This window comes from Pseudarthrobacter sp. Hb11 (assembly GCF_059383655.1).
Genome location: NZ_JBWZCM010000018.1, coordinates 42,168 through 62,944 on the forward strand (window position 1 = coordinate 42,168; position 20,777 = coordinate 62,944).

At 65.8% G+C, this 20,777-nt stretch carries 19 protein-coding genes; 13 read left to right on the forward strand and 6 right to left on the reverse strand.

The genetic code is table 11. From position 1 onward, the window contains the following. Positions 1-20 precede the first annotated feature (20 nt). On the reverse strand, positions 21-1,016 hold the full coding sequence (locus AC50X7_RS17720; RefSeq protein ID WP_494980208.1) for a hypothetical protein: 996 nt from the start codon (positions 1,014-1,016) through the stop codon (positions 21-23). 277 nt (positions 1,017-1,293) lie between these two features. On the opposite strand from AC50X7_RS17720, the gene AC50X7_RS17725 reads away from it, so the two are divergent. From AC50X7_RS17725 to AC50X7_RS17735, 3 genes are all read left to right on the forward strand, one after another. After that, on the forward strand, positions 1,294-2,154 hold the full coding sequence (locus tag AC50X7_RS17725; protein WP_494980209.1) for an HAD family hydrolase: 861 nt from the start codon (positions 1,294-1,296) through the stop codon (positions 2,152-2,154). Positions 2,155-2,172: 18 nt separating this feature from the next. Further along, positions 2,173-2,559 carry a hypothetical protein gene (locus tag AC50X7_RS17730; RefSeq protein ID WP_494980210.1) on the forward strand — a complete coding sequence of 129 codons (387 nt, stop codon included), beginning with the start codon at positions 2,173-2,175 and terminating at the stop codon, positions 2,557-2,559. Positions 2,560-2,627: 68 nt separating this feature from the next. Then, a complete protein-coding gene (locus tag AC50X7_RS17735) occupies positions 2,628-3,212 on the forward strand; it encodes a histidine phosphatase family protein (protein WP_494980211.1) in 585 nt (194 codons plus the stop codon). Between the two features lie 31 nt (positions 3,213-3,243). Here the strand turns inward: AC50X7_RS17735 and AC50X7_RS17740 are convergent, their stop codons facing one another. Together AC50X7_RS17740 and AC50X7_RS17745 are read right to left on the reverse strand one after the other, a co-directional pair. Then, positions 3,244-4,203, reverse strand: coding sequence for an AEC family transporter (locus AC50X7_RS17740; protein ID WP_494980212.1), 960 nt, complete (start codon positions 4,201-4,203; stop codon positions 3,244-3,246). 120 nt (positions 4,204-4,323) lie between these two features. Further along, on the reverse strand, positions 4,324-4,923 hold the full coding sequence (locus AC50X7_RS17745) for a hypothetical protein (RefSeq protein WP_494980213.1): 600 nt from the start codon (positions 4,921-4,923) through the stop codon (positions 4,324-4,326). A 118-nt stretch (positions 4,924-5,041) separates the two neighbouring features. Here AC50X7_RS17745 and AC50X7_RS17750 point away from each other — a divergent pair, with 118 nt between their 5' ends. Continuing rightward, a complete protein-coding gene (locus AC50X7_RS17750) occupies positions 5,042-7,426 on the forward strand; it encodes a phosphoketolase family protein (protein ID WP_494980214.1) in 2,385 nt (794 codons plus the stop codon). 7 nt (positions 7,427-7,433) lie between these two features. On the opposite strand, the gene AC50X7_RS17755 is transcribed toward AC50X7_RS17750, so the two are convergent. Beyond that, entirely contained in the window at positions 7,434-8,186 is a 753-nt protein-coding gene (locus AC50X7_RS17755; RefSeq protein WP_494980215.1) for a DUF429 domain-containing protein, read from the reverse strand. A gap of 186 nt (positions 8,187-8,372) precedes the next feature. Here AC50X7_RS17755 and AC50X7_RS17760 point away from each other — a divergent pair, with 186 nt between their 5' ends. Next, positions 8,373-9,212, forward strand: coding sequence for an alpha/beta fold hydrolase (locus tag AC50X7_RS17760; RefSeq protein WP_494980216.1), 840 nt, complete (start codon positions 8,373-8,375; stop codon positions 9,210-9,212). On the opposite strand, the gene AC50X7_RS17765 is transcribed toward AC50X7_RS17760, so the two are convergent. Continuing rightward, positions 9,143-10,549: a carboxylesterase family protein gene (locus AC50X7_RS17765; RefSeq protein WP_494980217.1), complete on the reverse strand. Its 1,407-nt coding sequence runs from the start codon at positions 10,547-10,549 to the stop codon at positions 9,143-9,145. The two genes, AC50X7_RS17760 and AC50X7_RS17765, sit on opposite strands and share 70 nt — an antisense overlap. A gap of 127 nt (positions 10,550-10,676) precedes the next feature. Further along, positions 10,677-11,165, reverse strand: a complete 489-nt coding sequence (locus AC50X7_RS17770; RefSeq protein ID WP_104044131.1) for an inorganic diphosphatase — start codon at positions 11,163-11,165, stop codon at positions 10,677-10,679. 155 nt (positions 11,166-11,320) lie between these two features. Here AC50X7_RS17770 and dacB point away from each other — a divergent pair, with 155 nt between their 5' ends. The 8 genes from dacB (at position 11,321) to folP (ending at position 20,775) form a co-directional block, all read left to right on the forward strand. Next, entirely contained in the window at positions 11,321-12,847 is a 1,527-nt protein-coding gene (dacB, locus tag AC50X7_RS17775) for a D-alanyl-D-alanine carboxypeptidase/D-alanyl-D-alanine endopeptidase (RefSeq protein ID WP_494980218.1), read from the forward strand. A gap of 180 nt (positions 12,848-13,027) precedes the next feature. Beyond that, the gene (locus AC50X7_RS17780; protein WP_494980219.1) at positions 13,028-14,161 is read left to right on the forward strand and encodes a zinc-dependent metalloprotease; all 1,134 of its coding nucleotides are present in this window, start codon (positions 13,028-13,030) and stop codon (positions 14,159-14,161) included. Between the two features lie 92 nt (positions 14,162-14,253). Continuing rightward, positions 14,254-15,312, forward strand: coding sequence for a tRNA lysidine(34) synthetase TilS (gene tilS / locus AC50X7_RS17785; RefSeq protein WP_494980220.1), 1,059 nt, complete (start codon positions 14,254-14,256; stop codon positions 15,310-15,312). Between the two features lie 30 nt (positions 15,313-15,342). Continuing rightward, the gene (gene hpt, locus AC50X7_RS17790) at positions 15,343-15,894 is read left to right on the forward strand and encodes a hypoxanthine phosphoribosyltransferase (protein ID WP_041651844.1); all 552 of its coding nucleotides are present in this window, start codon (positions 15,343-15,345) and stop codon (positions 15,892-15,894) included. 44 nt (positions 15,895-15,938) lie between these two features. Beyond that, positions 15,939-16,946 (forward strand): LacI family DNA-binding transcriptional regulator, encoded by a 1,008-nt coding sequence (locus AC50X7_RS17795; RefSeq protein WP_494980221.1) that lies wholly within the window; start codon positions 15,939-15,941, stop codon positions 16,944-16,946. Between the two features lie 180 nt (positions 16,947-17,126). Continuing rightward, positions 17,127-19,190, forward strand: coding sequence for an ATP-dependent zinc metalloprotease FtsH (gene ftsH, locus AC50X7_RS17800; RefSeq protein WP_494980222.1), 2,064 nt, complete (start codon positions 17,127-17,129; stop codon positions 19,188-19,190). Between the two features lie 9 nt (positions 19,191-19,199). Further along, positions 19,200-19,844, forward strand: a complete 645-nt coding sequence (folE, locus tag AC50X7_RS17805) for a GTP cyclohydrolase I FolE (RefSeq protein WP_307097126.1) — start codon at positions 19,200-19,202, stop codon at positions 19,842-19,844. Between the two features lie 10 nt (positions 19,845-19,854). Then, entirely contained in the window at positions 19,855-20,775 is a 921-nt protein-coding gene (gene folP / locus AC50X7_RS17810; RefSeq protein ID WP_494980223.1) for a dihydropteroate synthase, read from the forward strand. Positions 20,776-20,777 lie beyond the last annotated feature (2 nt).

Sequence of the window (20,777 nt, forward strand, 5' to 3'; positions counted from 1 at the left end):
ATTCGCGGGTGCAGAGTCGGTCAGGGGGTGTTTTTGGTTTTGTTTCTGCTGTTGGGCAGACCTGCCTGGCGTAGCAGTGCGCCGAGCCGGGCTGGATCAGAGGCGGTGGCCCAGTCCCAGCGCACCACTTTGAATCCGGCTGCACGTAGCTTGTCCTCGCGCTTCTTCTCGGCCAGTACGGCTTGACGTGCCGTTTGGTCGCCGAGGTACTCGTCGCGCAGGTATTTCGCGTCGCCATCGAACTCTCCAATCAGACGATACTGGGGCCAAAAGAAGTCGGTCCGGGCAAGGAAGCGCCCTCCTGGGCGGAACGTCACTTGCAGCAAGGGAACAGGGAACCCCATGAGGTGCATCTGCGCCCTGCTCAAAGACTCCCCTGCCGACTCGGAATCAGTAACCGCAAATTCAAGCACCTGCATAACCCACCGCCGGCGCGCTCCCGATTCGAGACGCGCAGAGTGCTCAAGCAATTCCTCCTTGGTAACAGGCGGTCCGGACGAACGTCGCCGACTGATGGCGTGGTCGGCGAGCACTACCCCGGCGGTGAACCCTTCCCTGGCGATAACTGCCACCACCGTCTGCGGCGCTGGGGTTATCAGCAGCCCTTCATGCGGGAGGGTTTCTGTCTGCGAAGAGTGGCGCGCGACCCCGTAGGAAGTGAGCCCCTCAAGTCCAGACTGTCCGGACGGCATCAAACCCGCGGACGTGGTGGGAAGGCTTCGGCCCGTGTGGCCCCTCGATGCACCGGCCAGGTGGATGTGGCTCGGAACATCCAGCAGCTCCAGGTTCCACAGCGAAGCGGCCGTGTTGAGGCAAAACTTTGACAAAGGTAGTTCAAGGTTCACAGCGAACACTGTTTGCCGGTACCTTTCCCACGGGGTCAGTGAAATCCACTCGTCTTTGGGGGCGTATATGCCTTTCCGGACGCGGACCAGCTCGCCGCGGACGTAGCGTCTGCTGAGGGATCGGGCGTCCCCGGTACTGCGCCGGAGATGGCTGGCATCAATGAGCTGCATGCCCTCATAGTCGCTGCACGCTGGCGGGGCAGATAGCTCGATGCTGCTCCATGTGGACAACTGCAGATTATCAATCGCACCGTGAAACGGTCCTTGCACCAGTGAGTGCGGCGGTGCTTTGTCCAGGTGCGGTTTCGCGAACAAGGTTAGGATCCGGGGATCCGGAAGCGGGGTGAACACTGACACCGGGCACACCCTGTGGGTATTTACCAACTGTTCAATAACACTGTGGCGCGCGTCCTAGCAGGTTTTTGGGGGCGTCTGCTCTACTTGATGGATGACAACCCTGACTGAAACCTCAGTCGCCGGCAACGATGACCGGCGAGAGAACGAAAACAACAGCACAGACCAAAAGCTTATGGTTGCCCTGGACGTGGACGGCACCCTGGTGGACCACGACGGGCACATGTCGGCGGCCGTCCGCGAAGCGGCACAGGCAGTAGTAGCCGCCGGGCACGAGGTCATGATTGCCACCGGCCGCTCCCTCAACGCCATGCTGCCCATCATCGAGAACATCGGCATCGAGCGCGGCTACGCGGTCTGCTGCAACGGCGGTGTGACCTTGCGGCTCCACCCGGAGCTTGAATCCGGCTACGAGGTCATCCACAAGGCCACCTTCGACCCGGCTCCTGCCCTCCGTGCACTCCGTGAACGGCTTCCGTCCGCCAAGTACGCGCTGGAGGACGAGGACGGTAACTTCCTTTCCACCGAACGCTTCCAGGACCCCAGCTTCGGCGTCGAGGCCGTCGGCGTGGACTTCCAGACCATGCTTGAGGCCACTGCCGTGCGTGTGGTGGTCTTCAGCACCGAAAACACGCCCGAAGAGTTTACCGAGGCAATCGAGCACATCGGCCTTGCCGGGGTCACGTACTCGGTGGGCTGGACCGCCTGGCTGGACATCGCCGCTGCCGGAGTGACCAAAGCCAGCGCCCTGGAAAACCTGCGCGGCCGCCTCGGCATCGAGCCGCACCTCACGGTGGCCGTCGGTGACGGCCGGAACGACATCGAAATGCTCAGCTGGGCCGGACGGGGCGTGGCCATGGGCCAGGCTCCTGAGGAAGTGATCGCCGCCGCGGACGAGGTCACCCACTCAGTGTTTGACGACGGCGCCGCCCACGTGCTGCGCAGCCTCCTCTAGGCTGCCGGGGGACTTCCGGTGCTCCTGGTTCAGGTTGCGGCCTTCGCCGCCTGTGCGGTATTGGCCGGCCTGGCCGTTTTCCAGGCCGCACTGCTGACCGGGGCCCCGCTTGGCAGGTTCGCGTGGGGCGGACAGCACAACGTCCTGCCCACCGGGCTGCGGGTGGGAAGCGCAGTGTCCATCGTCCTGTACGCGGCCTTCGGATATGCCGCGCTTGCCAACGCAAACGTGGTGCCGCCCCTCGGCAATGAGACTTTCACGTCGGTCATCGCCTGGGTCCTGACAGGCTATTTCGTGCTGGGTGTGCTGATGAACGCCATCTCGCGGAGCAAACCCGAGCGCACCGTTATGACGCCGGTGGCGCTTTCACTTGCCATCGCCTACCTGGTTCTTGCCATCAACTGATCTCCCTGCAGACAGCCCACCTGAGCCCTGCGTCAAGGGGACGCCCGCCGTCGGGCAGAATGGAAAGCATGACCCTTACGACGTTCGCCCTCATCCGCCATGGCCAGACTGACTGGAATGCGCAGCGCCGGCTGCAGGGATCCACAGACATTCCGTTGAACGACGTCGGCCGGGCCCAGGCACGTGACGCCGTCGCCGTTTTGTCCGCCTACGAATGGGACGCCATTGTGTCCTCGCCGCTGAGCCGCGCCGCCGAGACTGCCGATGTGATTGCCGCAGGACTCGGGCTGAGCGACGTCCGTCGCGTTCCTGAACTTGTCGAGCGCAGCTTCGGTCCCGCCGAGGGCATGCAGGCCGGGCCGGAACTGGACGCCATGCGTATTCCCGGCGGTTTCCGCGGCGCCGAAAGCGAGGACGAGGCAGCAGACCGGGGACTGGCAGCCCTGGAGGCACTGGCCGAGGAGTTCCGGGGACGCCGGCTTCTCGTCGTCGCCCACGGGACGCTGCTCCGAGTTACCCTTAGCCGCGCCGTCGGCAGCACCCTGGCGAGCATCGACAACGCGGTACTGAACCTTGCGCATCACCACGTGATCGACGGCTGGCAGCTCGAATACTTCAACGGTGAGCCGGTGATGGCAGCCAGCCAGGGCTGACCAAGCCACTCAGTGGGAGGGCCACCCAGCGTCACCCAAACAGCAGTGCGGCTCCGAGCAGGAGCGGGACTGACAGTACGGTGGTGATGACCGCAGTTGACTGTGCCAGCGCCTGGCCCACGCCGTAGCGGATGCTGTACAGGACGACGTTCTGTCCCGTTGGCAGGATTGCGCAGGCAGTGACCACGAACGTGCTGAATTGGTCCAGGTGAAAGACGTAGGCCGCCAAAACCCAGGCCAATGCCGGCTGGACCGCTGATTTCAGCACCACGGCGACGGTGGTAGGGGCCGCGTCGCCAGTGCCTCCCCGCAGGCTGATGCCGTGCAGGGACATGCCAAAAATGATCAGCATCAGCGGGACTGTCATCTGGGCAGCCAGGGATATGGGCGCGAGCACCAGTTCCGGTACTTCCACCTCGAGTGCGCTCAGCAGGATGCCCAGAATGGCGGCGACGGTGACGGGATTGCGGAAGGGCGTGCTGACGACTTTCAGGACCGACAGCTTGTGTCCCTTGGGGTCCGCGAGATCCAGGATGGTGAGGGCAACCGGTGTCAGCAGGGCCAGCTGGAAGAGCATGATGGGGGTGACGTACGTGGCGCTGCCAAATACGTAGACGGAGAGCGGCACGCCCAAATTAGTGGAGTTAACTATCCCCGTGGTCAGCGCCCCGATGACGGTTCGCCGGGTGCCCCACCGGCGGAGCGCCCCCACGGCCACGAAGATCATCATGCAGGCAACGGCGGTGATCACCGAAATGAGGCCGGTGGCGCTCAGGACTTCGGAGACATGCCGGGTGGCGATCATGGAGAACATCAGGCTTGGGAGGCCCACCGTGAACGAGAGGGCGGAAAGAACCTTGGTTCCCTGCGGCCCCAGCACGTCGTAGCGGGCCAGGAGGTAGCCCGCAAACAGCACCACGCCCACAACAAAAAAGCCCTGTAATACACCTTCCAAAAGGCAGGCCTCAATTCGGTTGCGGGATGTTTGCACTTGTAAACCTACTTGGCTTCGAGCACGGCGATGCAAAGCGCGCTTGAGTGCGAACTCCTGGCCGCGGGAGGCGTTATCAGCATGATTCTTCGCAGGGCCCTGCAGGCCGAGCTAAAGCCGCTACCGCACCTCGAGGATCAGCGCCAGGAGCCTGGCCGCAGCGGGCCGCGCCGCATGCTCCTCGTTCCATTGCGAGCGCGCCACGGCCTTGCTGACTGCCTGTGTGGTGATGCCCAGTTCCTGGGCCACGGCCTTCTGCTGGCCGCGGACGCCGGGGGTCAGCAGGTCGAGGACCCGCCACTCGGCGTCGGAACGGTCACGGACGATATGTCCCAGGAGCCGAAGCACGGCCTCAGCATCGTGGGCTACATCGGCCAATGGCCCCTCCACTGCCACCGGAATCCGCTCTTTGCTGTACCGCAGCCGGTCAACAGCACGCCGTGCATACACCAGCCCGTGGCCGGAGGCGTCCTTGATCTGGTTGGGCAACGGCTCGTTTACGGGCCCAACGCCGATCCCCACGTACCAGGAACCGCAGCGCAGTGCGATCAGCGCAGCCTCCACGGCCTGGCGCGGACAGTCCACAATGCCCTGGACCTCGTCCTCCACCGAGCGGTCAAAGTCCAGGCGCGCAGGAATATGCCGCAGGTCTTTTAGCAACTGCGGCACCCGGTCACCATCGCGCCGGCTGTCCGTTTGGTTGATAGTCAGCGTGAACACTGAACCAAAGACTACCCGCTGGTAGCAGAGTGCAGGCAAGCGGGGTTGCCTCGCCCGGAACCATCTGATGCGATGGACCGACGGCCGCCTTGGCGGCGAACGTTACGTGAGGATGGTTATGACCAGCAGCATGGGGCAGGACGAACTCGAACTTGTGGACCGCTGGTGGCGCGCCGCCAACTACCTTTCAGTGGGCCAGATCTACCTCCGCTCCAACCCGCTGCTGCGCGAACCACTGAAGGCAGAGCACACCAAGTCGCGCCTGCTGGGCCACTGGGGCACCACGCCCGGGCTGAACTTCGTCTACGCCCACCTGAACCGCGTCATCCGCCGCGACTCCGCCGAGATGCTCTTTGTGGCAGGGCCTGGCCATGGTGGGCCTGCCGTCGTCGCCAACGCCTGGCTGGAAGGGACCTATTCCGAAATTTATGGGCACGTGGGCAACGACGCCGACGGCATGGCGGAGCTGTTCCGCCAGTTTTCCTACCCGGGCGGCATTCCCAGCCACGCCGCTCCGGAGAGCCCCGGCTCCATCAGCGAGGGTGGCGAACTGGGGTATTCCCTAGCTCACGCCTATGGCTCGGTGCTGGACAATCCCCAGCTGGTGACGGCCGTCGTGATTGGCGACGGCGAGGCGGAGACGGGTCCGCTGGCCGCCAGCTGGCACTCCCACAACTTCCTGGACCCGGCCACGGACGGCGCGGTGCTGCCCATCCTGCACCTGAACGGGTACAAGATCGCCAACCCCACCATCCTGGCGCGGATGCCCGAAGCACAGCTGGAACAGCTCCTGCGCGGTTACGGCCACGAGCCCTACTTCGTCACCGTGAAGGACCCGGACGACACCGAGCAGGCGCACCGGGACTTCGCCGAGGCGCTGGAAAACTGCATGGCGGTCATCCGCGCCATCCAGGATTCCCGGCGGACGCCGCCGGCCGGCTCGGACGAGGAAGCGAACGAAGCGCCCCGATGGCCGATGATCGTGCTGCGCTCGCCAAAGGGCTGGACAGGACCCCGCGAGGTGGACGGGCTGCAGGTTGAGGGGACGTGGCGCAGCCACCAGGTGCCGCTGTCCGAGGTCCATACCAACGAAGACCACCTGCGGCTGCTCGAGGAGTGGCTGCAGTCCTACCGCCCGGACGAACTGTTCGACGCCGACGGCCGGCTCCGGCCCGACGTCGCTGAGGGTGCGCCCACGGGTGAGTTCCGGATGAGCGCCACGCCGCATGCCAACGGCGGCCTGCTGCGGCGCGCGCTGAAGCTGCCCGACTACCGGGACCACGCCGTCGAGGTCGCCCGTGCAGGGACCGAGCGGGTCAGCCCCATGATCACGCTGGGCTCCTGGATGCGGGACGTCATCGGGCTGAACATGGAAACGTTCCGGCTGTTTGGCCCGGACGAGACGGCGTCGAACCGGCTCCAGAACGTTTACGAGGTCACCGACAAGGTGTGGCAGTACCGGATTGACGACGTCGATGAGCACCTTGCGCGTTCCGGCAGGGTGATGGAGGTGCTGAGCGAACACCTGTGCCAGGGCTGGCTCGAGGGCTACCTCCTGACCGGCAGGCATGGTGTCTTCAGCTGCTACGAGGCCTTCATTCACATCGTTGACTCGATGTTCAACCAGCACGCCAAGTGGCTGAAGGTGCACCGCAAGCTGCCATGGCGCCAGCCGGTGGCCTCGCTGAACTACTTGCTGTCCTCGCATGTGTGGCAGCAGGACCACAATGGTTTTTCACACCAGGACCCGGGGTTCATCGATCACGCGGTGAACAAGAAGGCCGCGGTCATCCGGGTGTACCTGCCGCCGGATACGAACACACTGCTGTCCGTGATGGAGCACTGCCTCGCGTCAACGGACTACGTGAACATTGTGGTCAGCGGGAAGCAACCGTCCCCCACCTGGCTCGGGCCCGCTGACGCTGCTACCCACTGCCAGCGGGGGCTGGGCATCTGGGAGTTCGCGGGGTCCGAGGTCCCCGGGGAGGAGCCCGACGTCGTCCTGGCATGCGCCGGCGACGTGCCCACGGTGGAGACGGTTGCCGCAGCCGAGCTGCTGAAGGCAGGCGCGCCGGGGCTGAAGGTCCGCGTGGTGAACGTGGTTGACCTGATGCGGCTGCAGGACGAGGGGGAGCACCCGCACGGGCTTCCGGCCCGTGACTTTGACGGAATCTTCACCGCGGACAAGCCCATCATTTTCGCGTACCACGGCTACCCCGCACTCATTCACCGGCTGGCTTACCGCCGCAGCAACCAGGAGGGCCTGCACGTGCGCGGCTACAAGGAAGAGGGCACCACTACCACGCCCTTCGACATGGCCATGCTGAACGGCATCGACAGGTTCCAGCTGGCCATCGACGCCATCGACCGCGTGCCGGGCCTGGCGGAGAAGCACTCGATGCTGCGGCAGGAACTTCAGGACAGCAGGATCCGCGCCCGCGAGCACACCCGCACCCACGGAGAGGATCCGGAAGAGATCCGGAACTGGAAGCTGGCCGGCTGACCCTCTATTAGTTGGGGAGGCTGTCGAGACCGCCTGAGGGCAGGTGGATCCAGCCCTCGCTGCGGGCCGTTTCGGCGTGGGTGTCATCAGGGAGAAGCGTCCGGCCGACGCCGACGGCGCGGGCGGTGAGGGAAGCGACGACGGCGTCGAACAGGTCGTCCGAGCCGGCCAGCCGGTCCTCGTGGCCGGTAAGGTCCAGCCACGGTGCTTGCTCCCTCAGATTCGCGAGCAGCACTGAAAGGCGTTCGGCTTCGGAGCTGCCGCGCCCTTTGTAGCCGCGGGCGTTCAGTCCCCAGAGCTTCAGCGACGCCGCGGGGTATACCTCGGCCAATCGCCCTGATCCGTCCCTCGGTTGGGCACCGTGGAGACCTGCGATCTTCGCCTGGATCACCGCGCACCTCATGGCCGGGTGCGCCAGCCTGTCCGCCGAGACGCTGAGCGGAATCAGGCCGGTCCGTGCGGTGACGAAGCGGTCGGTGTCCCGGTACGCGAGCAGGCGCCGGCCTTCGATGCCATCGTGTTCCAGAACGGGGCCGCCGTCGGAGTCGAAGTGTGCGGTGAGGAACGGGATCAGGGCCTGTGGCCAGCCCACCGGGCAGTCGATTCCGGTCATGGCTGTAGTGCCGAAAAGCTCGACGATCTCCTGGTCGGCCACGTCCAGTTCGAGGTGGACCAACCGGGCCGAACCCTGGCCCCATTCGATGACCGCCACTGCCGTCTTCCTGGCCGCTGCCGCAAGGTCCACTCCCAGCGTTTTCACGGAACCAGACTCTACATCGGCTGGGCGCACGTGCAGGTTGTCCGCTGTCCGGCTGCCTCCGCGTCGGCGCCCTCTTTGTTTCCCGTTTGTGTTGCGCCAAGGGTCTCCCGGGGGTGACTCCCCGCCTCAGTTCTGCAACGCTGGTGCCTGGTGGCCCGCCCGGCACACTGCGAAAGGACCATCCTCATGCCATGGCTTGATGTGCTCGGCAACGACATCCACTACACTGACTCCGGCCGCGGGCAGCCGGTGGTGTTGCTGCACGGCCACGCATCGGCGGCGGCATGCTGGGAACCGATCGCCGCTGAGCTGGAACAGGACTTCCGGGTATTGACGTACGACACCTACGATCACGGCTGGTCCTCCAACTCCCCGCGAAACGGACCGTTGGTTGACCGGGCTGCAGAGCTGGAGCGCTTTCACAACTCCCTCGGCCTGGAGAACCCGGTGATTGTGGGGCAGTCCATGGGCGGCATGACTGCGCTTCGCTGGGCCATCCGGCATCCCGGTGGTGCCGCCGCCCTGGTGGTGTGCGGCATGGGCTGGCCGCTGGTGGTGCCCCCTCCGGGCCAACCGGGGCAGCCGGAGAAGTTTGAGGTGTTAAGCTCCCTCGACTCCGACGAACGGATCTGGCTGGGCGTCGGAAACTCGTTCACGGACCGCTGGATCGCGGAGAACCCGCGCGACTACGCCCGCTACATCCGGGTGCGTTCAACCGCCACTGCCATCGAAGCCGCCCGCTACCCGCGCAGCCTCGAGCAAAGCCAAGGAGAATTCTTGAGCGCCGACCCGCAGGACGTCGACTGGTTCCAGAAGGGACTGGAGTCAGTAGCCAGCCCGCTCACGGTTTTGATCGGGGACCAGGAAAGGCCCCGCATCCGCCGCGGGGCTGAACACGTTGCCGCCACGGTCCCCGGAGCCCGCCTCCTGGTGGTGGAAGACGCCGGCCACAACGCCTACTTCCAGCGCCAGGACATCCTGGTGGAAGCCATCCGCGACACGGTCGCCAGTAAACGGGGCCGCTGACGCGGTGCGGGCCGCTCTGATGTGAGCTTCAGGGCTCCCGGAATCCCAGCATTCCCGCCAAAGCCGTCGCCCCGGGCGAACGCTGCCCACAAGCTCCTCAGCTCCCGACCCACCCCGTTCACGTCCTCCCAGCTGGCTCCTGCAATCAGACCCACGCCGTCCCACGTGCTCCGGTTGCCAAAAAGGAGCGGCAGGTCGATGGTGTGGGCGGCACCGAAGATGTTGCCGGGCGCGTGCCAGTGCAGGACGTAGCTATGGGCCTTTCCGCCTGCTTGGGCATGCCGCCGGGCGAATTTACGGGCAGCCCTGCCGTAGACGGTTTCGGTCACCACCCAGTCAATGGCGCGGATGGCGGCCGTTCCTGCCAGGGGAATCCGGGCAAGCCGGCTGAGGTACGGGCTTCGCGGCAGGAACAGCCGAGCCTCCTCCGACGTATGTCCGATCAGCACTTCAATGCCGGGGGCGGAACGATTCCAGGCGGGTTCAATATCCTGTTCTTCCGGCAGCGGCTCGTGCCCGTATTGGGTCCCGAAAGGCATGGCGGCGAGCATTCCGAATTTCCGGGCCACCTGCGCCACGTGGTCCTCGCGTTCCACCACTTCCATCGCGGGAGTTTCCTCGGAGACCGCTTCGGCAGCGATGCCCATTGCGTGGTTCATTCTGGCCCGCCCGCGCGAGATGCCCAAAGGTGCGCTCTGGATGATGGCCCGCTGGAACAGCGACGGTGCTTCCGGAGTGGCCATGAGATGGGCGATGGCGTCGCCGCCGGCGGACTGGCCGAAGGCGGTCACCCGGCCGGGATCGCCGCCGAACGCGGCAATGTTCCGCTGCACCCAGCGGAACGCCTCGAGCTGGTCCAGCAGGCCCAGGTTGCCTGGGCGGCCCGAGCGTGTGGCCAGGAAGCCGAACAGCCCCAGCCGGTAGGTCACAGAAACCACCACCACGCGGTTCTCGGCCACCAGTACCACGGGGTCGAAGATGGCGAGGTCTCCGGATCCGGTGGTGTAGGAACCCCCGTGGATCCAAACCATCACGGGCAGCTTCTCACCGGCGGCGAGGTCCGCCGGCATGGTGATGGAAAGGTTCTGGCAGTTCTCGCTGCCCGGAAGTTCACCGTAGCGGGTGCCCAGGACGTCGTCGAGGAACGGCACCGGCCCCTGCGGACAGGCGGGAGCCAGGGAGGTTGCGGCAAACGGCTCAGTCCAGTCCGGCGCAGGGCTGGGGGCCTGAAAGCGGCCGGCGGTGGCGTAAGGGATGCCGGTGGCCCGGACGACGTCGCCGTCCCGCCATCCGGTGACGGGGCCGCAGGGCGGGGTAAAAGTTGGTGCGAAGTTCACGCACCAAGAGTTTCATATCCGGCTGGGAGGTCCTGACAGACGACGGCGGCGGGTGCCCGGCTCTCGCGGACCCGGCACCCGCCGTCGTACTGCTCCGGTGGTTGAGCTGTGCTCAGCCACCCCGGGGTCAGTGGCCCGTGGGAACGTAACGCTTGATGGAGGCTTCCAGCTCGGCTTCGGCGGCGGCGCGGTCGCCCCAGCCCTCGGCCTTGACCCACTTGCCCGGCTCCAGGTCCTTGTAGCGGGTGAAGAAGTGCTCGATTTCCTTGATCAGGAAGTCGCTGACGTCGCTGACTTCCTGGATGTGGTCGAAACGGGCGTCGACCGGGACGCACAGGACCTTAGCGTCTCCGCCGCCGTCGTCGGTCATGTTGAACACGCCGATGGGGCGGGACTCAACAATAACGCCCGGGTGCAGGTCGAAGTCCTGCAGGAGCACCAGTGCGTCCAGCGGGTCGCCGTCCTCGCCCAAGGTGTTTTCGAAGAACCCGTAGTGCGTGGGGTACTGCATGGAGGTGAAGAGGACGCGGTCCAGGCGGACGCGGCCGGTCTCGTGGTCAACTTCGTACTTGACGCGTGATCCCTTGGGAATCTCGATGGTCACGTCATGCTTCATGGAATGCTCCTCGGCAATTGCAGGGGGTTCGCGGCACACTTGACGGCTCACCAAAAGGGAGTGTCCGTGCCGCCGACTATTATTGAGGATATAGCGAGAGGCCCTGGAATCAGGAACTTGTGGGGATATTTCAGGACTTGAGGACCAGCACCAGCATGACCAAACCAACTGCCCCGGAACCTGGGCTCGACCATGTCCGCCACAGTGTCCGCGCCGGCGTCACCGGCCTGCTGCGGTCCTGGCCAGCGTTTTTGCTGACGGTCCTCCTGGTGGTCCTTCTGGTCCCCGCAGCCCTGCTGGTGGCCCCGGGTTTCCTGGGGCCCGAGCCCCCTGGGCCCCCTCCGCCGGTACCGGTATGGCAGCAGGCTCCAACCATGTTGGCGCCCGGGCAAGGACTTGCCCCGCTGGATGACAGAGCTGCCGTCCCGCGGGCGTCCAGCGTGTCAGCGAAGTTGGAGCCTCTGTTGAAGGCCGACGGCGGCGGATCGTTTACGGGGCTGGTGCAGGATGCGCTCACCGGGCAGGTTCTCTTTGACCGCGGCGGTTCCGAGAACAGGGTGCCGGCCTCCAACCTGAAGCTGTTGACTGCGGTGGCTGCCCTGCGCTCCCTTGGCCCCGAGCACCGCTTTACCACCTCCGTGATTGCAGGGCCCGCCGCCGGGCAGGTAGTGCTGGTGGGCGGCGGCGATGCTCTCCTCGCGTCGGGGGACTCCAAGGAGGACCAGGTGATGGGACATGCCGGCTTGGCTACTCTGGCCGCGGCGACTGTCGAGGCACTGAAGTCCGCGGGAACTGCGGGTGAGATCCAAGTCCTTGTGGATGACTCCCTGTTTACCGGTCCGGCACTCAACCCCGCGTGGCAGGAGGGGGATGTGGCTGCCGGGGAAGTGGCGCCGCTGTTTCCCCTGGCACTGAACTCGGCCCGCTACGATCCTGCCGTCACCACCGGCCCGCGCCCGAAGGACTCCGCAATCACAGTGGCCGAGGAATTCGCGGCCCGGTTGCGGACGGCAGGCGCGGCCTCGGGACTCACCGTGGCAGCCGCCGTCGAACGTTCCCCGCGGCCGGGGCAACCAGCGGGTGAGCCAGCGGAAGATGCTGCAGGGGAGCCGGCAGTCCTGGCCGAGGTGGAGTCGGCCACGGTGGCGGAGCAGGTGGACCACATGCTGCAGGAATCGGACAACTACCTCGCGGAAGTCCTGGGCCGGATGGCATCAGTCGCGGCAGGCCAGCCCGGCAATAACGACGGCGCCACGGCTGCCGTCCGCGCGCAGCTCGCCGACGCCGGAATCCCCGCAGACACCGTGAAACTGGTCGACGTGTGCGGCCTGGCCATGGGCAACCAGGTTTCAGCCCGGCAGATCGCCGAAGTGGTACGGGCAATGACCACGGGCTCGGACGGCAGGCTCCGCGCGGCGCTGGACGGTTTTCCGGTGGCTGGCCTCACCGGAACCCTGGATCAGCGCTACGGCGATGACTCAACAGCCAGGGGCGCAGGGTTGGTCCGCGCCAAGACCGGAACGCTGAATTCCGTGGTGGCACTCAGCGGCTTTGTGGTTGACGCCGACGGCCGCCTTTTGGTTTTCTCCTTCATCGGCAACGGGCTCACGCCGGGCGCCGCAGGCAACAGAGTGGCGTTGGACCGCGCCGCGACGGCGCTCGCGGCCTGCGGCTGCCGGTAAAGTTTCCTGGCAGGCGCTTGAGTGCGGCTCTGCCCCGCATGAACGGTTCCGGCCAGCACCGTTGATGCGGTTCCGGGCCGTTCCCAAGGGGTCAGCTGGCCCTATGAATCGGGGCTGCGGAGGTTCGCCGGTCAGCGAACTTAAGGACTATCCCCGGCCTGCTGTGTTCTGATGGGAACTATGGAGTCCACTGCAGGTGAGTCGTCAGCCCAAACGTTGTCCAGCCAGGCCTCGGCCCTGATCAATTGGGATCTTGCCGCCTCCACGGCGGCGCGGCTGGCTCCTGCCGGTCCGGTGATGAACAATGCCGCCATCGGTGATGCCGTGGAAAGCCTCCGTCGGCTCGCCGACGCCTCGGTTGAGCATGTCCACGAAATCACGGGGCTGGAAGCGGCGCGGGACCTCCGCGACTCGACGGTGCTGGTGGTGGACCGTGCCTCGTGGGCGAAAGCCAATACCCAAAGCTTCGCAGTGATGCTGAGACCCGCCATGGAAAAGATGCTCGAAAACCGGCGCGGCACGCTGAGTCCCGCTGCCGCCAGTGTCAGCGGCGCCATCACCGGCAGTCAGCTGGGCGCGGTCCTGGCCTTCCTGTCCAGCAAGGTCTTGGGGCAGTACGATCCCTTTGCCGCGCTCGCCGAAGGTTCCACGGCGCCGTCGGGTGGCCGGCTGCTCCTGGTCGCGCCCAACATCGTGGCCGTGGAGCGTGAATTGAACGTCACCCCCGAGGATTTCCGCCTGTGGGTCTGCCTTCACGAACAGACACACCGGGTCCAGTTCGCTGCCGCACCCTGGCTGCGGCATCACATGCTCGAACAAATTGACGAACTCAGCGAGCACCTGTTGGGCAACGTTGACACGTTGATGGAGCGGGCCACCGCCGCTGCCCGCTCACTGAAGGACCGCACCGGCAACGGAAATACGCCGGGCCGCGGCGCGATCCTGGATCTCCTGCAGGACCCGGAGGAGAAGGCTGCCATCTCGCACCTGACCGCCGTGATGAGCCTTCTGGAAGGCCACGCCAACGTGGTGATGGACGCCGTCGACGCCAGCATCGTGCCGTCCGTGAAGACCATCCGGCAGCGCTTCAACGACCGCGGCAAGGACCGCGGCGTGGTGGAAAAATTCATCCGCAGCCTGCTGGGCCTGGACGCGAAAATGCGCCAGTACTCCGACGGCGCCCGTTTCGTCCGTGCCGTGGTGGACGTCGCGGGAATGGAAGGCTTCAACAGGGTCTGGGAGTCGGCGGACCACCTCCCCACGGAACCGGAAATCCACGACGCCAAGCTTTGGCTTGAGCGGATGGGACTCTGATTAACACCGTTCCCTGCCCCGGCCAACCCACCCACCCCACGGGCCGTCGGCGGCCTGGAAGACTGGCGCCCGTCGTCGGTACTGCGCGCAAAATGCTTCAGGGCGCTCTGGCCGAGGCCGGTTACCCGCAGCACGTCCTCGTGGCGTGCAGCGGCGGCCCGGACTCGCTCGCCCTGGCATCAGTGGCAGCCTACTTCGCCCGCCGCGGGCACGTTGACGGCCACCCCATCACAGTGGGCGCGGTGGTGGTGGACCACCAGCTGCAGGAGGTTTCGGCCCAGGTGGCGGCGGAAACTGCGCAGGTCCTGCAGAAACTGGGCCTTGCCCCCGTGGAAGTCCGGACCGTAACGGTCGCTGGCGCCGGCCTGGGCCCGGAAGCCGCGGCGCGGGAAGCCCGGCACGCAGCGCTTGAAGCGGCCGCAGCAGACCAGGGAGCGGACGCCATCCTGCTGGGCCACACCCTGGACGACCAGGCCGAGCAGGTGCTGCTGGGCCTTGCCCGTGGTTCGGGTACCCGTTCGCTGGCCGGGATGAGGCCTGCGCGCGGCCCGCTGCTGCGGCCGTTTCTGGGACTTCGCCGGGCGGACACCGAGGAGATCTGTGCTGTCGAGGAACTGCGACCATGGCATGATCCCAGCAATTCGGACCCCGCCTACGCCCGCTCACGCACGCGGGTGGAGGTGCTGCCGCACCTCGAGGAAAAGTTGGGCCCCGGCGTCGCGGAATCCCTGGCCCGCACCGCCTCCATCCTGCAGTTGGACGCCGACTACCTGGAGGATGTGGCTGAAGCCACCTTCACGTCGTTGGTGGAACGGGACGGCCGGGAATTGAGCCTTCCGGAGGACGCGTTGCGCGCCCTGGCCCCCGCCATCAGGTTCCGTGTAATCGCCAAGGCGGCGGCCGACGTCGGCGGGCAGCAGCCCAGCTACCAGCGCCTTTTGGCCGCGGAAGCGCTGCTGCGGCGGCAGGGCTCGGCGGGCCCGGTTGAGCTGCCCGGGGGAGTGGGCGTGTTCCGGTTGTCGCTCGCACAGCTGGAAGATGTCCCGGCCGCTGACCGCCCTGCCGCTCCGGATCACAGCACACCCGGTCCCCGCGGAGGCGCGCGCTGTGGGAAGCTAGTATTCCGGCCTCAAAAACCGCCCGCAAAATAGTCGCACCCCGCATCTACACAGGAGCCATTGGTGGATTCAAACGACGTCCAGGCAGACCTCAAGCACGTTCTCTACACCAAGGAGCAGATCCAGCAGCGGATCACCGAGCTCGCTGCGCAGATCGACAAGGACTACGAGGGCCGCGAAATCCTCATCGTGGGAGTCCTCAAGGGCGCTGTTATGGTCATGGCTGACCTCGCACGTGCACTCCATAGCCACATCTCCATGGACTGGATGGCCGTTTCCTCCTACGGCTCCGGCACCCAGTCCTCCGGCGTTGTCCGGATCCTGAAGGACCTGGACACGGACCTCATGGGCAAGGATGTGCTGATCGTCGAGGACATCATCGATTCCGGCCTCACGCTGTCCTGGCTGAAGACCAACCTGGAATCGCGCGGCACCGCCTCGGTTGAAATCTGCACGGCCTTCCGCAAGCCGACCGCCGCCAAGGTGGAAATTGACGTCAAGTACGTCGGCTACGACATCCCCAACGAATTCGTGGTGGGCTACGGCCTGGACTACGCCGAAAAGTACCGCAACCTCGACTTCGTGGGAACCCTCGCGCCGCACGTCTACGAGTAGGCTGCGCCCCACGCACCTTGCGCAAAAAAGTTGGAATTAAGGATGTGGCTCTCGCCGCCGGGGTGTCCGTCACCACCGTCTCCCACGTCCTGAACGATGTTGCCTCCGCGCGGATCAGCACCGAAACGCGGGACAAGGTGCGGTCCGCCGCCGGGCAACTGGGCTACGGACCGAACCGCCTGGCGCAGGCCCTCCGCAGGAGGCGCACCGGGATGCTCGGGCTGGTCAGCGAGGATATTGCCACGACGCCGCACGCAGGGCGGACAATCCTAGGTGCTGATGATGCTGCCCGCGCACGCGGCTACACACTGATGGTCATCAACACGTCCGGAACGGCAAGCCCGGACTCACGCAAGGCGGACGTGGAGGCGCTGCTCGAGCGGCAGGTGGAGGGCATCCTTTACGCCACCATGTACCGTCGGGCCGTGGATGCCCCGGCCAACCTGGGCCAGGTGCCGGCTGTCCTCATTGATGCCGTCAGCGGTGCCTTCCCCTCGGTGGTCCCGGACGAGTACGCCGGCGCCTGCACCGCCGTCGAAACCCTGCTGGCCGCCGGGCACACCCGCATCGGTTTCATCAACAACGCAGCGGACGTGCCTTCCGCTCGTGAGCGGCTCCGTGGCTTCCGGGGGATCCTCACCAGCGCCGGGCTCGACGCCGGTGCAGCGCCTGTGGAGGCAGCTTCCTCCGATGCAAAGGGAGGCTATGAGGCCGCGCGCAGGATTATCGAAGCCGGCAACCCGCCGACGGCCCTGTTCTGCTTCAACGACAGCATGGCAATGGGGGCCTACCGCGCCGCCGCGGAGCTGGGCGTGGCCATTCCGAACGACCTTTCCGTCGTTGGCTTCGGCGACCAGCAATTGATCGCCGACAACCTGCACCCCGGGCTGACCACCGTTGCCCTGCCCCAGTATGAGATGGGCGTATGGGCTGCTGAACGGCTGATCGACATGGTGGAAGGAACGCCTGGGCATGGCCGGTCGGTCGCGGAACCGGTCCTGCTTAACTGTCCGCTGGTACCTCGCGGCTCCGTGGCCAGGCCCCGGATCTAAGCCCAACGCAGGCCCCGGACCGGGCGGCGGCGGCCACTACGCCCAGAGGGAACTTTTGCCCCGCACCATGCGTGATCTACTCCGGACGGTGTATAGCTAGAAGCTGACGCAGCACCATCACGCGCGCAGACTACTCGCCGTGCAGCACTACCAGGAGGGACGGGGCCAGCCCCCGAACAGATGAAAGCTAAGAACTTCTTCAAGGGCCCGGGCATCTGGATCGTTGTCGTGATCGGCATGCTCCTGGTGGCCTTTGCAACGCTGGCTCCCGGCGGTGCCGCACGGATTGACACTGACAAGGGCCTCGAACTGCTCGCCGGCGACAACGTTGAGCAGGCAAAGATCTTCGATGGTGAAAACCGCGTTGACCTGGTGCTGAAGGAAAACTACCAGCAGGACGGGCAGGACAAGGGCAAGAGCGTCCAGTTCTTCTTTGTTGACGCACGTGCCCAGGACGTTGTCCGGGCCGTCACCGCTTCCGCTCCCACCGGCGGCTACACCGACCAGCCGATCGAAAGCAACTGGTTCTCCGGCCTGCTCTCCCTCCTGATCCCGGTTATCCTCCTGGGTGCACTCTTCTGGTTCCTCATGACCCGCATGCAGGGCGGCGGCTCCAAGATCATGCAGTTCGGCAAGTCCAAGGCCAAGATGGTCAGCAAAGACATGCCGCAGGTGACATTCGCTGATGTTGCCGGTTCCGATGAGGCCGTGGAGGAACTGCAGGAAATCAAGGAGTTCCTGCAGGAACCCGCCAAGTTCCAGGCCGTTGGCGCCAAGATTCCCAAGGGCGTGCTGCTCTACGGCCCGCCAGGCACCGGTAAGACCCTCCTGGCCCGCGCCGTCGCAGGCGAGGCAGGCGTTCCCTTCTTCTCCATTTCCGGCTCGGACTTCGTGGAAATGTTCGTCGGCGTAGGCGCTTCGCGTGTCCGCGACCTTTTCGAACAGGCCAAGGCAAACTCGCCGGCCATCATCTTCGTGGACGAAATCGACGCCGTCGGCCGCCACCGCGGTGCCGGCATCGGCGGCGGCAACGACGAACGTGAGCAGACCCTCAACCAGCTGCTGGTGGAGATGGACGGCTTCGACGTCAAGACCAACGTCATCCTGATCGCCGCCACCAACCGTCCGGACGTGCTGGACCCCGCACTGCTGCGGCCGGGCCGCTTCGACCGGCAGATCGGTGTTGACGCGCCTGACCTGATCGGCCGCGACCAGATCCTGCAGGTCCATGCCAAGGGCAAGCCCATGGCGCCCGGCGTGGACCTCAAAGCCGTCGCCAAGAAGACCCCCGGTTACACCGGCGCCGACCTGGCGAACGTCCTTAACGAGGCCGCACTCCTTACCGCCCGCTCCAACGCGAACCTGATCGATGACCGTGCCCTGGACGAGGCAATCGACCGTGTAATGGCCGGCCCGCAGAAGCGCAGCCGCGTGATGAAGGAACACGAGCGCAAGATCACCGCGTACCACGAAGGCGGCCACGCCCTCGTTGCGGCCGCGCTCCGGAACTCCGCTCCCGTCACCAAGATCACCATCCTTCCCCGCGGCCGGGCACTCGGCTACACCATGGTGGTCCCGGAAAACGACAAGTACTCCGTGACCCGCAACGAGCTGCTGGACCAGATGGCCTATGCCATGGGCGGCCGCGTCGCCGAGGAAATCGTCTTCCACGATCCCTCCACCGGCGCCTCCAACGACATTGAGAAGGCCACCGGCACCGCCCGCAAGATGGTTACCGAATACGGCATGAGCGAACGCGTCGGCGCGGTCCGGCTGGGTCAGGGCGGCGGCGAGCCGTTCCTGGGCCGTGATGCCGGGCACGAGCGCAACTACTCGGACCAGATCGCCTACGTGGTGGATGAAGAAGTTCGCCGGCTGATCGACCAGGCCCATGACGAGGCTTACGCCATCCTCACCGAGAACCGGGAAGTCCTGGACCGGCTGGCCCTCGAGCTGCTGGAACGCGAAACGCTGAACCAGGTCGAGATCGCCGACATCTTCCGCGACATCCGCAAGCGCGACTTCCGCGAGGTGTGGCTCTCCAAGGAAACCCGTCCGGTCCAAAAGGCCGGCCCCGTGGAATCCCGCCTGGAAAAGGCGGAGCGCGAGGCCCAGGAGGAAGCCAAGCAGGCCAGGCTGGATGAGCCGCTGGACGCCCAGCCGCCGCATCCGCAGGGAGTTCCGGAAGACGCCCCGTTCCAGGGAGGGATCCCCGACTCGGGGCCTGACACCCTTCGCGGCTAAGCTTCTTACGTGACCCACTTCGACGATGACGACGTACCCGCCTCCGCCGGACACCCGGCGGAGGACGGCGCCCACCACTCCAAACACCTGAAGGTGGACCGGCCCCGGATCGAGGCTGCCGTCCGTGAGATTCTCCTGGCCATCGGAGAAGATCCGGACCGCGGCGGCCTCGTGGACACCCCAAAGCGGGTGGCTAAAGCCTACGCCGAGGTGTTTGCCGGGCTGCACCACGACCCCGCCGACGTCCTGTCCACTACCTTCGACCTGGACCATGAGGAACTGGTCCTGGTCAAGGACATTCCCTTCTACTCCACCTGCGAGCACCACCTGGTGCCGTTCCACGGGGTGGCTCACGTGGGCTACATCCCCTCCCATGACGGCAAGGTCACCGGGCTCAGCAAGCTGGCCCGGCTCGTGGATATCTACGCCCGCCGCCCGCAGGTGCAGGAGCGTCTCACCACGGAAATCGTCGAAGCGATGGTCACCCACCTCAAACCCCGTGGGGCGATCGTCGTAATTGAATGCGAACACATGTGCATGTCCATGCGCGGTATCCGCAAGCCCGGAGCAAAGACCGTCACCAGTGCGGTCCGCGGGCAGCTTCATGACCCGGCCACCCGTGCCGAAGCCATGAGCCTCATCCTCGGAAGGTAATGATCAGACCATGGATTCACTAGCTGCAGCGCCGGGAACCGGCCCCGCAACCTCTCCGCTGCCTGTCCTGCGCAAACCGCGCCCGGCGGCACGGTTCGAAGACCTGCCCACCGGCCGCACCCTGGTGATGGGCATCGTCAACGTCACCCCGGACTCCTTCAGCGACGGCGGCCAGCACGCGACGGCGGACACGGCCATCGCCGCAGGCTTGCGGATGTTCTACGCGGGCGCGGACATCATCGACGTCGGCGGAGAATCCACCCGTCCCGGTGCTGAGGCCGTCAGTCCCGAAGAAGAGCAGCAGCGCGTGATCCCCGTCATCGAGGCCTTGGTGAAAGCCGGCGCCCTGGTCAGCATCGACACCATCCACGCCTCAACAGCTGCTGCAGCCCTGGGCGCCGGCGCCGCCATCATCAACGACGTCTCCGGCCTCACCATGGAACCGGAAATGGCCGAACTCGTGGCGTCCTCCAAAGCCCCCTACATCCTCACGCACCGCCGGGGCGACGCCCGAACCATGAACTCCCTGGCGGAGTACAAGGACGTTGCCGGCGAGGTAGTGGCAGAACTGGCCGGAGTGCGGGACAAGCTTTACGCCGCAGGTGTCAGCCAGGAACAGATCATCATCGATCCGGGCCTGGGGTTCGCCAAGAATGATGCCCAGAACTGGGATCTCCTGCAGAACCTGGACCAGCTGGAAACCCTGGGCCACCGGATCCTCGTCGGCGCCTCCCGCAAGCGGTTCCTCGGCACCCTGCTGACGGTGGCCGGAAAGTCCGCTGCTCCCCAGGAGCGGGACGCGGCCACCGCTGCGATCACTGCCATTTGCGCGTCCCGCGGCGCCTGGGCCGTACGCGTGCACGACGTCGGTTCCAGCCTCGACGCCGTCAAGGTCGCCGCGCGCATGGCCGCCCCAAGAACCAGCCAGTAGGC